Below are 15,804 nucleotides of genomic sequence, written 5' to 3'. Positions count from 1 at the left end.
GGCGGCTTCGCACCGGTACGAATTTGTAGGTCGGGTAAGGCGAAGCCGCCATCCGATAAATCTTTTCAGGATATTCCTGAAATTTCTGTTAAGACTGGTTTTCAGGGCTTATGGCGTTAACATAATAAGTGTTTGTTCATAAACACAGGTTCTGATTGACGACGTTGAAGGCTGTATCGTCCCGCATCCGTTTTTTGCTGTTACTCCCCCTTTTTACGGCTGGAGCCGTTCATGGTGCGCCGAAATCCTTCGTGCAGCAGGCGCAAAATCCGTTTGATAACAACGGCGATAGTCTGCCGGATCTCGGTATGGCGCAACCGAGCAGCGAAGGCGAAAAGCATCTGGCTGAAATGGCAAAGGCCTTCGGTGAAGCCAGTATGACCGATAACGGCCTGACGGCCGGGCAGCAGGCGCGACAGTTCGCGTTTGGCAAGGTGCGGGATGCCGTGAGCGGGGAAGTCAACGAGCAGATTGCATCCTGGCTTTCACCCTGGGGAAACGCCAACGTCAATGTGCTGGTGGATGACGACGGCAACTTTAACGGCAGCAGCGGAAGCTGGTTTATCCCCTGGAACGACAACACCCGTTATCTGAGCTGGAGCCAGCTTGGGCTGACGCAGCAGACAGACGGGCTGGTGAGTAACGTCGGGGCAGGTCAGCGCTGGGTTGCCGGAAACTGGCTGCTGGGCTACAACACTTTTTACGACAACCTGCTGGAAGACAACCTGCAACGTGCCGGGCTGGGCGCAGAGGCGTGGGGTGAAAACCTGCGCCTGTCGGCCAATTACTACCAGCCGTTCGCTGGCTGGCAGCCGCGTTCCGACATCCGCGAGCAGCGCATGGCGCGCGGATACGACGTAACGGCCAAAGCCTGGCTTCCCTGGTTTCACCACCTGAACACCAGCGTCAGCTTTGAACAGTATTTTGGCGATAACGTCGATCTGTTTAACAGCGGTACGGGGTATCACAACCCGGTTGCGGTCAACCTGGGGCTGAACTATACCCCCGTACCGCTGGTCACCCTGACGGCTGCCCATAAGCAGGGGGAGAGCGGCGTTAGCCAGAATAACCTCGGGCTGAAGCTCAACTATCGTTTTGGCGTGCCGCTGGCGAAACAGCTTTCCGCCGGGGAAGTGGCGGCGACGCGATCGCTGCGGGGCAGCCGCTATGATTCACCCGATCGCGATAATCTGCCCGTGATGGAATTCCGTCAGCGCAAAACCCTCTCGGTATATCTGGCCACGCCGCCGTGGGATCTTAAGTCAGGCGAAACGGTGATGCTGAAGCTGCAAATTCGCAGCACGCACGGTATCCGGCAGATCCACTGGCTGGGTGATACCCAGGCGCTCAGCCTGACCTCACCGCCAAACGGCAACAGCAGCGATGGCTGGAGTGTGATCATGCCTGCATGGGATGATTCGGAAGGGGCGAAAAATACATGGCGGCTTACGGCCGTGGTGGAAGATAAGGATGGGCAGCGTGTCTCCTCCAATGAGATCACGCTTTCCGTGGTGCAACCGCTCGTCGCAATGCCTGCCGACGATCCACGGTGGAAGTTGCTGCCGGATGAGTAAGTTAAAAAATGCGCTCCTGATGCACCCAGACGGCGGCTTCGACGCGGGATTTTAACTTCATTTTTTTCAGCATGTGTTTGACATGCACTTTGACCGTGCTCTCGGTGATGTCCAGACGGCGGGCGATCATTTTGTTCGGCAGCCCCTGGGCAATCAGCTTCAGAATGTCACGCTCGCGCGGGGTCAACTGGCTGACGTCACGATCAGACGTGGCGCGGTTCGCACGCAGGCTGGCGGCCAGTACCGGCGTTAACGCTTCACTCAGCACCATCTCGCCTGCGGCAGCTTGTTGCAGCGCCTTGAGCAGATCTTCCGGCTCCATATCTTTCAGCAGATAGCCGTCTGCCCCTCGCTTGAGGGCGGTGACTACGTCTTCTTCATGGTTTGAGACGCTGAAGACCACCACCCGGCCAGAGAGGGATTTTTCCCGCAGCTTGTCGAGGGTTTCCAGGCCATTCATGCCCGGCATGTTGAGATCGAGCAAGATCAAATCAGGATCGAGCGATTCGGCAAGTTCAATACCCTGTTCGCCGTTACTGGCTTCCCCGACGACGGTGATATCTGGCGCCATGCTGACAAGCTGTTTAACGCCAGTGCGCAGCATCGGATGATCGTCAATCAACAGGATAGATGCCGGTTCCTGATTAGTCATGGTTTTCTCCTTGAGCAGTTATGAGGGACTTTTCGGGTATAAAGGTGACCACTACTTCGGTGCCACCTGACTCTCCCCGGCGAACCTGGCAATCACCGCGCAGGCTTTGCGCGCGGTCTCGCATGATAATTAAACCATAGTGGTTCGTTCGTTCGGCATTTTCCGGCACGCCGCGGCCGTTATCCTGAACCCTGAGCTTCACCTGATTATCCTGGCAGCTGACGGTGACCGTGACGGCCGTCGCCTCGGCATGCTTGAGCACGTTGCTCAGGGCTTCGCGGGCAATTTGCAGCAAATGGATCGCCTGGTGAGAGGGGACAAAACGCGGTGGCAGCTGGTAATCCAGCTTCACCGGGAAGCCCAGCCGGGCGCTAAACTCCTGACAGCTGGACTCCAGCGCAGGGCGCAGCCCCGGCTCGGTGAGCTGCAAACGGAAGGTGGTCAGCAGCTCGCGAAGCTGAACCCACGAGGTGTTAAGCTCGTTGCGGATCTGACTGAGCAGCTGTTTGCTGCTCTCGGGCATGCCTTCATCCTGCATTTGCAGGCAGCTCACCTGCATCTTCATGCAGGAGAGGGACTGGGCGATGGAGTCGTGCAGCTCGCGGGCGATGGTGGCACGCTCCTCCATCACGATCAGCTGCTGCTGTTTCTCCTGGTGGCGGTCGAGCGCCAGCGTGGCCGTGAGCTGCTCAACAAGCGTATCGACCAGCTGCTGCTGGTCGTGGCTCAGGTGACGTCCGGCGGGCAGGGTGGCCAGCAAAATACCGTACTGGGTATGGCTGTCCATCAGCCGCCACTTGAGGGTCGTGCCGCTGGTGGTAAGCGGCGGCAAGCCGCGCGGGCACAGATGACACCCTTTATCGTCGCAGGAGATGTCCGACTGACAGGTAAATTCCTGATGGTTTTCCTCATCTTCAACGTCGTAAACCCGTAGCTCAAGATCGCGGAGCAGAGTCAGATTTTGCAGGCCGTTCAGTACCGGCGAGAGACGTTCGCAAAGCGGGACCTGCATATGCAGGCGACGGTTCGCCTGCCAGAGGAAAGAGAGGATCTCGTTTTTCTGCTCAAGCCCGGCGGTTTTCTCCTGGACGCGTTGTTCCAGTACCGCGTAGCTTTCTGATAGCTCTGCCGACATGGTGTTGAGCGCCTCGCCGAGCATCGCCATTTCGTTGCGCCCGCTGATGTGCGTGCGCTGGGTAAAATCGCGCTGTGTGACGGCGCGGGCCATCGCCAGGAGCTGTTTCCAGGGATTAAGCAACCGCGCGCGTAGCCAGATAACCGTGAAAATCAGCAGCAAACCCATAAACAGCGCCATTGCGCGGTGAACCATCACCACACGGTCAATGCGTAACTCTGTGGTGCGATCGAATGAGGAGACAAGATGATCGATGCGTGACACAAACCCGGCGACGTCCCGGGCGACCGTTTCCCGGTCTTCCGCCCGCTTTAACCCAGGCTCCAGCTGGGTATGCCAGTAGCCCTGAAGCGCCTTAAGCTGAGATTGCTGACCGTCACGGATGGCGGCTCTTTCCAGTTCAGGGCTGAATGCGGTACGCTCCATTTCATCGATAAGCGGTTGGTCAGCCTGCGTCAGCGGCACCGACGCCAGCAGCCGGTAACTCTGCATACGTAGCGAGCCTGCCTCGTTGATGGCATGCGCGTTACCCTGTACACCCTGTACCAGCCAGCCAGAAATAGCCATGCCGGTCACACCGATAGCGGTGGACAGCAGAACAATAAGCGCCAGCTGGTTAACCAGCGTCAGCGGAGATAAACATCTTTTTAACATAGAGTTGCCGGGCTCCTGACGTGACCTGATTGCAGGAATGGCGCTATTCTGGTGCATACCCTGGAGTATACCCATACCAATAAAGGATTACCTCTAAATTGCCAGAGGGGTAACGGTTAGTGGGTGGACGAAGCAGGGATGCGTCAGCACCGTGAAAAACCACACCTTTTTTACGTTTTGCATCTACTCATTAAGAGTGATGGCTTTTTTTTCGCCGCAAAACCTCCCACTTTTCCTTTGATTTATATCAACTTACCGCCGTTCTAAAGCCCTAATGTTTGCAGCATCATTCGAGAATCAGAGGTGTCTATGAGTCACTCTTCCGCTCCCGAAAGGGAAACTGGTGCCGTTATTACAGACTGGCGTCCAGAGGATCCGGCGTTCTGGCAACAGCGCGGCCACCGTGTAGCAAGTCGTAATCTGTGGATTTCCGTTCCATGTCTGTTATTGGCGTTTTGCGTCTGGATGTTGTTTAGTGCGGTTGCGGTTAACCTTCCAAAAGTGGGCTTTACCTTTACCACCGATCAGCTGTTTATGTTGACCGCGTTGCCGTCGCTTTCAGGCGCACTGCTGCGCGTTCCTTACGCGTTTATGGTGCCGGTCTTTGGTGGTCGTCGCTGGACGGCTTTCAGTACCGGGATCATGATCGTACCGTGCGTGTGGCTCGGTTTTGCGGTGCAGGATACCTCCACACCGTTTAGCGTATTCGTGATTATCTCTCTGCTGTGCGGTTTTGCGGGGGCGAACTTTGCGTCCAGTATGGCAAACATCAGCTTCTTCTTCCCGAAAGCGAAGCAGGGTGGTGCGCTGGGCATTAACGGCGGCCTCGGTAATATGGGCGTGAGCGTGATGCAACTGATTGCCCCGCTGGCGATCTCTGTCTCCATTTTTGCGGCCTTTGGCGGCGGCGGTGTGACGCAGCCCGACGGTTCCGTGCTGTTCTTGCAAAACGCCTCCTGGATTTGGGTACCGTTCCTGGTGGTCTTTACCCTGGCGGCGTGGTTCTTCATGAACGATCTGTCCGCGTCCAAAGCGTCACTGAGCGAGCAGCTGCCGGTGCTGAAGCGTGGCCACCTGTGGGTGATGGCGCTGCTGTATCTGGCGACCTTCGGCTCGTTCATCGGTTTCTCCGCAGGCTTTGCCATGCTGTCTAAAACCCAGTTTCCGGACGTGCAGATCCTTCAGTTTGCCTTCTTCGGTCCGTTTATCGGCGCGCTGGCACGTTCGCTGGGCGGGATGATCTCCGACCGTCTGGGGGGAACGCGCGTTACGCTGGTGAACTTTGTTGTGATGGCCATCTTCTGTGCGCTGCTGTTCCTGACGCTGCCTGCGGGTGGTGAGGGGGGTAACTTCTTTGCCTTCTTCGGCGTATTCATGGTGCTGTTCCTGACCGCCGGGCTGGGCAGTGCGTCTACTTTCCAGATGATCTCTGTCATCTTTCGCAAGCTGACCATGGACCGCGTGAAAGCGCAGGGTGGGAGCGACGAGCAGGCAATGCGTGAAGCCGCCACCGATACCGCTGCGGCGCTTGGGTTTATCTCTGCGATTGGCGCTATTGGCGGCTTCTTTATTCCAAAAGCGTTCGGCATCTCACTGGATCTGACCGGCTCTCCGGCGGGTGCGATGAAAATATTCCTCGTCTTCTATATCGCCTGCGTGGTCATCACCTGGCTGGTATATGGCCGTAATACCAAGAAAAACAAGTAAGCTTGATTATCCGTTTGCGCGGCCTGAGTGCCGCGCTTTTTTTAATCGCTAAATAGTTACAACATACTAATAGCTTTTCCTGTGGTCATACGCAGGTAACGCTGCGATCGCCATCGCTTTACAGGTGTTTCTACCCCTTAATACCTAAGATGTTAAATTTTGCCTCACCTATTGTACGATAAATAAAATATATCCATATAAATCATAAAGTTAAAAAATATTAACGGCTACCGCTTTGGTGGTATTTGATCTAATACCTCCCCTCAGAGTCCCCCTTCGTCTTGATCGTTATCAATTCTCACCATCTTTCATAGCGTTACCTTCGCTGCAAATCAGCAATGTCGATTTAGAGAGCCACAGGCTCCACACAGGAGATACCCGATGAGCAAATTTTTGGACCGGTTTCGCTACTTCAAACAGAAGGGTGAAACTTTTGCCGATGGGCACGGCCAGGTTCTGGATACCAACCGGGACTGGGAAGACGGTTACCGTCAACGCTGGCAGCATGACAAAGTTGTCCGTTCTACCCACGGCGTAAACTGCACTGGCTCATGTAGCTGGAAGATTTTCGTTAAAAACGGTCTGGTGACCTGGGAAATGCAGCAGACCGATTATCCGCGTACCCGTCCGGATATGCCGAACCACGAGCCGCGCGGCTGCCCGCGTGGGGCCAGCTACTCCTGGTATCTCTACAGCGCCAACCGTCTGAAATACCCGCTGATGCGTAAACGCCTGATGAAAATGTGGCGTGAAGCGAAAGCGCAGCACAGCGATCCGGTTGATGCCTGGGCCTCCATCATTGAAGATGCCGACAAAGCGAAAAGCTTTAAACAGGCGCGTGGTCGCGGTGGTTTCGTTCGTTCTTCCTGGAAAGAGGTGAACGAGCTGATTGCGGCTTCCAACGTCTACACCGTGAAAACCTACGGTCCTGACCGTGTGGCAGGCTTCTCGCCAATCCCGGCGATGTCGATGGTCTCTTACGCCTCCGGCGCGCGCTACCTGTCACTCATCGGTGGTACCTGCCTGAGCTTCTACGACTGGTACTGCGACCTGCCGCCAGCGTCGCCTCAGACCTGGGGTGAGCAGACCGACGTGCCGGAGTCCGCCGACTGGTATAACTCCAGCTACATCATCGCCTGGGGCTCTAACGTTCCGCAGACCCGTACCCCGGATGCGCACTTCTTTACCGAAGTACGTTACAAAGGGACCAAAACCGTCGCCGTGACCCCGGACTACGCCGAAATCGCCAAACTGTGCGACCTGTGGCTGGCGCCGAAACAGGGTACCGATGCCGCAATGGCGCTGGCGATGGGCCACGTCATGCTGCGTGAATTCCACCTCGACAAGCCAAGCCAGTATTTCACCGATTACGTGCGTCGCTACACCGACATGCCAATGCTGGTGATGCTCGAAGAGCGTGACGGCTATTACGCCGCAGGCCGTATGCTGCGTGCCGCGGATCTGGTGGACGCGCTGGGTCAGGAAAACAACCCGGAGTGGAAAACGGTCGCCTGCAACAGCAACGGCGAGCTGGTGGCGCCAAACGGTTCTATCGGCTTCCGCTGGGGCGAAAAAGGCAAATGGAACCTGGAGCAGCGTAACGGCACCACGGGTGAAGAGACGGAGCTGCGTCTCAGCATGCTGGGCAGCCAGGATGAGATCGCCGATGTCGGCTTCCCGTACTTTGGTGGTGAAGGTTCTGAGCACTTCAACAAGGTTGAGTTGCAAAACGTTCTGATGCACAAGCTGCCGGTGAAGCGCCTGCAACTGGCGGACGGTTCTACTGCTCTGGTCACTACCGTCTACGATCTGACCATGGCGAACTACGGCCTGGAGCGCGGCCTGAACGACGAAAACTGCGCGACCAGCTATGATGACGTGAAGGCTTATACCCCAGCCTGGGCGGAGCAGATCACCGGTGTGCCACGCGCCCAGATCACCCGTATCGCCCGCGAATTTGCGGAAAACGCCGACAAAACCCACGGTCGCTCCATGATCATCGTCGGTGCCGGTCTGAACCACTGGTATCACCTCGATATGAACTATCGCGGCCTGATCAACATGCTGATCTTCTGCGGCTGCGTCGGGCAGAGCGGCGGCGGCTGGGCGCACTACGTGGGCCAGGAAAAACTGCGTCCGCAGACCGGCTGGCAACCGCTGGCGTTTGCCCTTGACTGGCAGCGTCCGGCCCGTCACATGAACAGCACCTCCTACTTCTATAACCACTCCAGCCAGTGGCGCTACGAGACGGTTACCGCCCAGGAGCTGCTGTCGCCGATGGCGGATAAATCCCGCTACAGCGGCCACCTGATTGACTTCAACGTGCGTGCTGAACGCATGGGCTGGCTGCCGTCTGCGCCGCAGCTGGGTACGAACCCGCTGCGTATTGCGGAAGCGGCGAAGAAAGCGGGCATGTCACCGGTGGACTACACCGTTAAATCCCTCAAAGACGGCTCAATCCGCTTCGCGGCAGAACAGCCGGAGAACGGTAAAAACCATCCGCGTAACCTGTTCATCTGGCGCTCTAACCTGCTGGGTTCGTCCGGTAAAGGCCACGAGTACATGCTGAAATACCTGCTCGGTACCGAAAACGGTATTCAGGGTAAAGATCTCGGCAAGCAGGGCGGCGTGAAGCCGGAAGAAGTGGAGTGGAAAGACAACGGTCTCGACGGCAAGTTGGATCTGGTGGTGACGCTGGACTTCCGTCTGTCCAGTACCTGCCTGTACTCCGACATCGTGCTGCCTACTGCCACCTGGTACGAAAAAGACGACATGAATACGTCGGATATGCATCCGTTTATTCATCCGCTGTCTGCGGCCGTTGACCCGGCGTGGGAATCAAAAAGCGACTGGGAAATTTACAAAGACATCGCGAAGAAATTCTCTGAAGTCTGTGTAGGGCACCTGGGCAAAGAGACCGACGTGGTGACGCTGCCAATCCAGCACGACTCCGCTGCCGAACTGGCTCAGCCGCTGGACGTGAAGGACTGGAAAAAAGGCGAGTGCGACCTGATCCCGGGCGTAACCGCGCCGCACATTATTCCGGTTGAACGTGATTACCCGGCAACTTACGAACGCTTTACCTCTATCGGCCCGCTGATGGAGAAGATCGGTAACGGCGGTAAAGGCATCGCCTGGAACACCCAGAGCGAAATGGACCTGCTGCGCAAGCTCAATTACACCAAAGCAGACGGCCCGGCGAAAGGCCAGCCGATGCTGAACACGGCAATTGATGCGGCAGAGATGATCCTGACCCTGGCCCCGGAAACCAACGGCCACGTGGCGGTGAAAGCCTGGGCGGCCCTGAGCGAGTTTACCGGTCGTGACCACACGCACCTGGCGAAGAATAAAGAGGAAGAGAAAATCCGCTTCCGCGATATTCAGGCCCAGCCGCGCAAGATTATCTCCAGCCCGACCTGGTCTGGCCTTGAAGATGAACATGTGTCCTATAACGCCGGATACACCAACGTTCACGAGCTGATCCCATGGCGCACGCTTTCTGGCCGTCAGTCTCTGTATCAGGATCACCAGTGGATGCGTGACTTCGGTGAAAGCCTGCTGGTTTACCGTCCGCCAATCGACACCCGCTCCGTGAAAACGGTGATGGGCGCGAAATCGAACGGTAACCCTGAGAAGGCGCTGAACTTCCTGACGCCGCACCAGAAGTGGGGTATCCACTCCACCTACAGCGACAACCTGCTGATGCTGACGCTGTCGCGCGGGGGGCCAATCGTCTGGATGAGCGAAGCGGACGCCAAAGATCTGGGTATCGAAGATAACGACTGGATCGAAGTGTTCAACAGCAACGGCGCCCTGACGGCACGTGCGGTGGTGAGCCAGCGTGTACCGGCCGGGATGACCATGATGTACCACGCGCAGGAACGTATCGTTAACCTGCCGGGGTCTGAGATCACCGAGCAGCGCGGCGGTATTCACAACTCCGTGACCCGTATTACGCCGAAGCCGACCCACATGATCGGTGGTTATGCCCAGCTGGCCTACGGCTTTAACTACTACGGCACCGTAGGATCGAACCGCGATGAGTTCGTGGTGGTACGTAAGATGAAGAATATTAACTGGTTAGATGGCGAAGGTAATGACCAGGTACAGGAGAGCGTAAAATGAAAATTCGTTCACAAGTCGGCATGGTGCTGAATCTGGATAAATGCATCGGCTGTCATACCTGCTCAGTCACCTGTAAAAACGTCTGGACCAGCCGTGAAGGTATGGAGTACGCCTGGTTCAACAACGTGGAAAGTAAGCCGGGTACCGGCTTCCCGACTGACTGGGAAAACCAGGAGAAGTGGAAGGGCGGCTGGATCCGTAAAATCAACGGCAAACTGCAACCGCGCATGGGTAACCGTGCCATGCTGCTGGGTAAAATCTTCGCTAACCCGCATCTGCCGGGCATTGATGATTACTACGAGCCGTTTGATTACGACTACCAGAACCTGCACAACGCGCCGGAAAGCAAACACCAGCCGATCGCCCGTCCTCGCTCGCTGATCACCGGCCAGCGCATGGACAAAATTACCAGCGGTCCAAACTGGGAAGAGATTCTGGGCGGCGAGTTCGAAAAACGCGCCAAAGACCAGAACTTCGAGAACATGCAGAAGGCGATGTACGGCCAGTTCGAAAACACCTTCATGATGTACCTGCCACGCCTGTGCGAACACTGCCTTAACCCGGCGTGCGTGGCGACCTGCCCAAGCGGCGCCATCTACAAGCGTGAAGAAGATGGCATTGTGCTGATCGACCAGGACAAGTGCCGCGGCTGGCGTATGTGCATCACCGGCTGCCCGTACAAAAAAATCTACTTCAACTGGAAGAGCGGTAAGTCTGAGAAGTGCATCTTCTGCTATCCGCGTATCGAAGCCGGTATGCCCACCGTCTGCTCAGAGAGCTGCGTAGGTCGTATCCGCTACCTCGGCGTGCTGCTGTACGACGCGGACGCGATTGAAAATGCCGCAAGCACCGAGAACGAGAAAGATCTGTATCAGCGTCAGCTGGACGTCTTCCTCGATCCAAACGATCCGAAGGTTATTGAGCAGGCGCTGAAAGACGGTATTCCGCAGAGCGTGATTGACGCCGCACAGCAGTCCCCGGTGTACAAAATGGCGATGGACTGGAAGCTGGCCCTGCCGCTGCACCCGGAATACCGCACGCTGCCGATGGTCTGGTACGTGCCGCCACTGTCTCCGATTCAGTCTGCGGCGGACGCGGGTGAACTGGGCAGCAACGGCATTCTGCCGGACGTGGAAAGCCTGCGTATCCCGGTTCAGTATCTGGCCAACCTGCTCACCGCAGGGGATACCCAGCCGGTACTGCTGGCGCTGAAACGTATGCTGGCGATGCGTCACTTCAAACGTGCGGAAACCGTTGACGGCGTTAACGATACCCGCGCGCTGGAGGAGGTTGGTCTGACCGAAGCGCAGGCGCAGGAGATGTACCGCTATCTGGCAATCGCTAACTACGAAGATCGTTTCGTGGTGCCGAGCAGCCACCGTGAACTGGCTCGCGAGGCCTTCCCGGAGAAAAGTGGGTGTGGCTTTACCTTTGGCGACGGTTGCCACGGGTCAGACAGCAAATTCAACCTGTTCAACAGCCGCCGCATTGACGCGATGGATGTGACCAGCAAAACGGAGCCGCACCAATGATTGAACTCGTCATTGTTTCGCGTCTGCTCGAGTACCCTGATGCTGCGCTTGTGCAGCATCAACAGGAACTCTTTGATGCACTCGCGTCATCTGAAAACCTGGATAAAGAGGATGCCCAGAAGCTGGGCGTTTTCCTCCGCGATCTGCTGGCACGCGATCTTCTTGATGCGCAGGCGGACTACAGCCAGCTGTTTGACCGGGGCCGTGCCACGTCTCTGCTGCTGTTCGAACACGTTCACGGTGAATCCCGCGACCGTGGTCAGGCGATGGTGGATCTGATGGCCCATTACGAGCAGCACGGTTTGCAACTCGACAGCCGCGAGCTGCCGGATCACCTGCCGCTGTATCTGGAATATCTGGCACAGTTGCCGAAAGAGGAAGCGCTGGGCGGGTTGCAGGACATTGCTCCTATTCTGGCGTTGCTCGGCGCGCGTCTCCAGCAACGTGAGAGCAGCTATGCAGTCTTGTTCGATCTGCTGGTGAAACTGGCTAACGCCTCGGTTGACAGTCAAAAAGTGGCGGAAAAAATTGCGGATGAAGCCCGTGACGATACCCCACAAGCACTGGATGCCGTCTGGGAAGAAGAGCAGGTGAAATTCTTTGCTGACCAGAGCTGTGGCGAATCTGAAATCTCCGCGCATCAGCGTCGTTTTGCCGGAGCGGTGGCTCCGCAATATTTGAATATCTCTAACGGAGGACAGCACTAATGCACTTCCTGAATATGTTCTTCTTTGACATTTACCCGTATATCGCGGGCACCGTATTCCTGGTGGGAAGCTGGCTGCGTTATGACTATGGCCAGTACACCTGGCGTGCTGCCTCCAGCCAGATGCTGGATCGTAAAGGGATGAACCTGGCGTCAAATCTGTTCCACATCGGGATTTTGGGAATTTTCGCCGGCCACTTCCTGGGGATGCTGACCCCGCACTGGATGTACGAAGCGTGGCTGCCGATTGAAGTGAAGCAGAAGATGGCGATGATTGCCGGCGGCGCCTGTGGCGTGATGACCCTGGTGGGTGGTCTGCTGCTGCTGAAACGACGTCTGTTCAGCCCACGCGTGCGGGCTACCACGACCGGAGCGGACATCCTGATCCTCTCCCTGCTGATGGTGCAGTGTGCGCTTGGTCTGCTGACCATTCCATTCTCTGCGCAGCATATGGACGGCAGCGAGATGATGAAGCTGGTTGGATGGGCGCAGTCTGTCGTGACCTTCCGCGGGGGCGCTTCTGAGCATCTGGACGGCGTGGCGTTTATCTTCCGCGTTCACCTGGTGCTGGGTATGACCCTGTTTGTGCTGTTCCCGTTCTCTCGCCTGGTGCACATCTGGAGTGCGCCGGTGGAGTACCTGACGCGCAAATATCAGGTTGTGCGTGCTCGTCGCTGATTCGCTGTATTAATCCAACCCCGCATTTGCGGGGTTTTTTTTGTCCCCGATCCAGGGGGGGCGTGCGGATGCCGGGTGGCGGCTGCGCCTTACCCGGCCTACAGACCCTATTCGTAGCCCCGGTAAGCGAAGCGCCACCGGGGAAAACAGGCAGGGAAGGATTACTCCCGGCATCGAGAAATATGGAGCATTGTGCTTGAGTGAGTGCTTAAGAATCTGGAAGTGATGGTGGTGGGGGAAGGATTCGAACCTTCGAAGTCGATGACGGCAGATTTACAGTCTGCTCCCTTTGGCCGCTCGGGAACCCCACCAGGGGTAATTCATATTTTGAGGTAAAGCTGGAGATGGTGGTGGGGGAAGGATTCGAACCTTCGAAGTCGATGACGGCAGATTTACAGTCTGCTCCCTTTGGCCGCTCGGGAACCCCACCACGGGGTAATACTTTTAACTGGCCTGCTTCCTGTTGGAAGCGGGGCGCATCATATCAAATGAGACGCCCCTGTAAAGCATTCCTTTAGGAAAATGAAGCTGTTTGCCTGCTTTTTATCCGTAAAGGCGTAAAGCTAATCAATTCATTTTCCGAGGGATTAAAGAATAATCGTTCTGTTGCCGTACACAAAGACGCGCTGAGCAAGTACCTGATACAGCGCACGGCTCAGTACATTCTTCTCAACGTCACGGCCAGCACGCATCATATCTTCTGCTGTATAGGTGTGATCCACGTGAATCACGTCCTGCATGATGATTGGACCTTCGTCCAGATTGTCATTCACGTAGTGCGCGGTTGCGCCAATGATCTTCACCCCACGCTCGTATGCCTGGTGATACGGACGCGCGCCAATAAAGGCTGGCAGGAAGGAGTGGTGGATGTTGATAATCTTGTTCGGGAAGCGCGCCACGAAGGATGGCGTCAGCACGCGCATATATTTCGCCAGCACCACGTAGTCCGGGTTATGCGCTTCAATCGCAGCTGCCATCAGGTTGTCGTGCTCTTCACGGGTATGGCCTTCGTGACTGACCAGCTCAAACGGAATGTCGAAACGTTCTACCAGCGTACGCAGCGTCTCGTGGTTGCCAATGACGGCGGCAATTTCGACGTCCAGGCCACCGTAGTTGGCTTTCATCAGCAGATCGCCCAGGCAGTGCGCCTCTTTGGTGACCAGAATGACAATGCGGCGACGGCCCGCCGGGTTCAGCTCGCGCACCGAGCCTTCCGGCAGGGCGCTGTCCAGATCGGCAAGCAGGGTTGTGTCGTTGAAAATGCCTTCCAGTTCGGTACGCATAAAGAAGCGACCGGTACGGTGGTCAACGAACTCGTTGTTCTGCACGATATTCAGTTCATGCTTGTAGCAAATGTTGGTAATTCGTGCGATCAGCCCTTTTTGATCGGGACAGATAGTGCGCAGAACTTTACGTTGTAATGATTGCATCGCCGGGAAATCCTGTTTATGTATTTGCGAAGTCTGAGTTGTCAGGCATTACTGCCGCAACACTTTTTAAATTTTTTTCCTGAACCACAGGGGCAGGGATCGTTACGACCAAATTGCGGACGTGTGCCGTCAATATAATACCATTGCCCGCTGTCCTTTAAGAACCGTGAGCGTTCAATGATGGCGCCGGGCTTGTTTTGTTCGCTAAAGCGGGCGACAAAACTGACATAGCCCTCGTTGGCATCGCGGCCGGGAGCGGCTTCAAAGACGGTGAGGCCCAGCCAGACGGTGTTGGCAAATCCGGCTTCAATCTCCTGGCGAAAATCGGCATCATGGCAGGACGGATGCCAGGTTTTAATCAGGTAGTCTGCGTTTTTGATCACAAAAGCAGTATACCGCGAGCGCATAAGGTGTGACGGGTCTGGTGCAACCTGCTCGCCAGAAAGATATCGCTGGCAACATAGGCTATACTCCAGAGCGCTACCACAGGGGCAGAGTTGAGACACGATTCTCTTCCTGGAACAAAAAATAAGGCGTTAAACGCTTAAGGTAGCAATATGTTAACTGAGCAGGTGCGTTGACGCTATGTCGGGAATCCAGGGGAAGTAAAACAGGGCTAATGAGAAAGGTAAAAATTGGACTGGCGTTGGGCTCAGGTGCAGCCCGGGGTTGGTCACATATTGGCGTTATCAATACCTTAAACCAGATGGGGATTGACGTTGATATTGTCGCAGGATGTTCTATCGGGTCGCTGGTCGGATCCGCGTACGCCTGCGGTAAGCTCCCGGAGCTTGAAAGCTGGGTGCGCTCCTTCAGTTACTGGGATGTGCTGCGCCTGATGGATCTCTCCTGGCAGCGTGGCGGCCTGCTGCGCGGCGAACGCGTGTTCAATCAGTTTCGTAAGATAATGCCCCTCGCTGACTTCAGCCACTGCCAAATGCCTTTCGGTGCCGTTGCAACCAACCTCAGTACGGGCAGGGAGTTATGGCTCACCGAAGGGGATATTCATCTCGCCGTTCGTGCATCCTGTAGCATGCCTGGGTTAATGGCGCCTGTGCCTCACAACGGCTACTGGCTCGTTGATGGGGGCGTAGTGAATCCTGTACCCATCTCTCTGACCCGCGCCATGGGGGCGGATATCGTTATTGCCGTGGATTTACAGCACGACGCACACCTTATGCAGCAAGATTTGATGCCGGTTAATCTTCAAAGCGATGATGCGGAAGAAGAGAAACTTGCCTGGCATGCGCGATTACGCGGCAGAATAGGGCGCCTGACCGCCCGTCGCGCGGTGCCTGCGCCGAACGCCATTGAAATCATGACGACCTCTATTCAAATCCTTGAGAATCGCCTGAAGCGAAATCGTATGGCTGGCGATCCTCCGGATATTCTTATTCAACCCTATTGTCCACAAATCTCTACCCTTGATTTCCACCGGGCTGAGGCCGCCATAGCAGCGGGCTCGTTAGCCGTCGAAAAGAAAATAGATGAACTGTTGCCTTTTGTGCGTACAGCACGTTGAGCACTTTTTTGATTACTTCAGCAAAATCTGACAGGCGATAGTACCAATAGCATGCCACTATTGAGTAACTGTCAGCCAGGGGAGGAACC

General features: G+C 56.1%; 11 protein-coding genes and 2 tRNA genes. 7 read left to right on the top strand and 6 right to left on the bottom strand.

What is annotated here, in order from left to right:
- Positions 1-155: 155 nt before the first annotated feature.
- Positions 156-1,574, top strand: coding sequence for a YchO/YchP family invasin (locus tag RS584_RS11810; RefSeq protein ID WP_315747937.1), 1,419 nt, complete (start codon positions 156-158; stop codon positions 1,572-1,574).
- 1 nt (position 1,575) lies between these two features.
- Here the strand turns inward: RS584_RS11810 and narL are convergent, their stop codons facing one another.
- A complete protein-coding gene (gene narL / locus RS584_RS11805; RefSeq protein WP_003856701.1) occupies positions 1,576-2,226 on the bottom strand; it encodes a two-component system response regulator NarL in 651 nt (216 codons plus the stop codon).
- Entirely contained in the window at positions 2,219-4,015 is a 1,797-nt protein-coding gene (gene narX, locus RS584_RS11800; RefSeq protein ID WP_193042512.1) for a nitrate/nitrite two-component system sensor histidine kinase NarX, read from the bottom strand. Before narX ends, narL begins: the two co-directional genes overlap by 8 nt.
- Before the next feature lie 309 nt (positions 4,016-4,324).
- Between narX and RS584_RS11795 the strand changes: the two genes are divergently transcribed.
- The 5 genes from RS584_RS11795 (at position 4,325) to narI (ending at position 12,763) form a co-directional block, all read left to right on the top strand.
- The gene (locus RS584_RS11795; protein ID WP_017693303.1) at positions 4,325-5,722 is read left to right on the top strand and encodes a NarK family nitrate/nitrite MFS transporter; all 1,398 of its coding nucleotides are present in this window, start codon (positions 4,325-4,327) and stop codon (positions 5,720-5,722) included.
- Positions 5,723-6,103: 381 nt separating this feature from the next.
- The gene (locus RS584_RS11790) at positions 6,104-9,847 is read left to right on the top strand and encodes a nitrate reductase subunit alpha (RefSeq protein WP_315747936.1); all 3,744 of its coding nucleotides are present in this window, start codon (positions 6,104-6,106) and stop codon (positions 9,845-9,847) included.
- Positions 9,844-11,379: a nitrate reductase subunit beta gene (gene narH, locus RS584_RS11785; protein WP_017384243.1), complete on the top strand. Its 1,536-nt coding sequence runs from the start codon at positions 9,844-9,846 to the stop codon at positions 11,377-11,379. Before RS584_RS11790 ends, narH begins: the two co-directional genes overlap by 4 nt.
- A complete protein-coding gene (gene narJ, locus RS584_RS11780; RefSeq protein ID WP_315747935.1) occupies positions 11,376-12,086 on the top strand; it encodes a nitrate reductase molybdenum cofactor assembly chaperone in 711 nt (236 codons plus the stop codon). The genes narH and narJ overlap by 4 nt, the downstream gene beginning before the upstream one ends.
- Positions 12,086-12,763 carry a respiratory nitrate reductase subunit gamma gene (gene narI / locus RS584_RS11775; protein WP_015570365.1) on the top strand — a complete coding sequence of 226 codons (678 nt, stop codon included), beginning with the start codon at positions 12,086-12,088 and terminating at the stop codon, positions 12,761-12,763. Before narJ ends, narI begins: the two co-directional genes overlap by 1 nt.
- Positions 12,764-12,989: 226 nt before the next feature.
- Here narI and RS584_RS11770 read toward each other — a convergent pair.
- The 4 genes from RS584_RS11770 to RS584_RS11755 form a co-directional block, all read right to left on the bottom strand.
- Positions 12,990-13,074, bottom strand: a tRNA-Tyr gene (locus RS584_RS11770).
- A gap of 34 nt (positions 13,075-13,108) precedes the next feature.
- Positions 13,109-13,193: transfer RNA gene (locus tag RS584_RS11765), tRNA-Tyr, on the bottom strand.
- 157 nt (positions 13,194-13,350) lie between these two features.
- Complete coding sequence (gene purU / locus RS584_RS11760; protein WP_003856715.1) at positions 13,351-14,193, bottom strand: formyltetrahydrofolate deformylase; 843 nt, start codon at positions 14,191-14,193, stop codon at positions 13,351-13,353.
- 41 nt (positions 14,194-14,234) lie between these two features.
- Positions 14,235-14,699: a YchJ family protein gene (locus tag RS584_RS11755; RefSeq protein WP_315747934.1), complete on the bottom strand. Its 465-nt coding sequence runs from the start codon at positions 14,697-14,699 to the stop codon at positions 14,235-14,237.
- Between the two features lie 113 nt (positions 14,700-14,812).
- Between RS584_RS11755 and rssA the strand changes: the two genes are divergently transcribed.
- Positions 14,813-15,715: a patatin-like phospholipase RssA gene (gene rssA / locus RS584_RS11750; RefSeq protein WP_315747933.1), complete on the top strand. Its 903-nt coding sequence runs from the start codon at positions 14,813-14,815 to the stop codon at positions 15,713-15,715.
- Positions 15,716-15,804: the final 89 nt, after the last annotated feature.

The organism is Enterobacter sp. DTU_2021_1002640_1_SI_PRY_ASU_LCPMC_013 (genome assembly GCF_032389435.1).
Taxonomy (GTDB): domain Bacteria; phylum Pseudomonadota; class Gammaproteobacteria; order Enterobacterales; family Enterobacteriaceae; genus Enterobacter; species Enterobacter hormaechei_C.
This window is presented reverse-complemented; position numbering and strand designations above follow the sequence as displayed.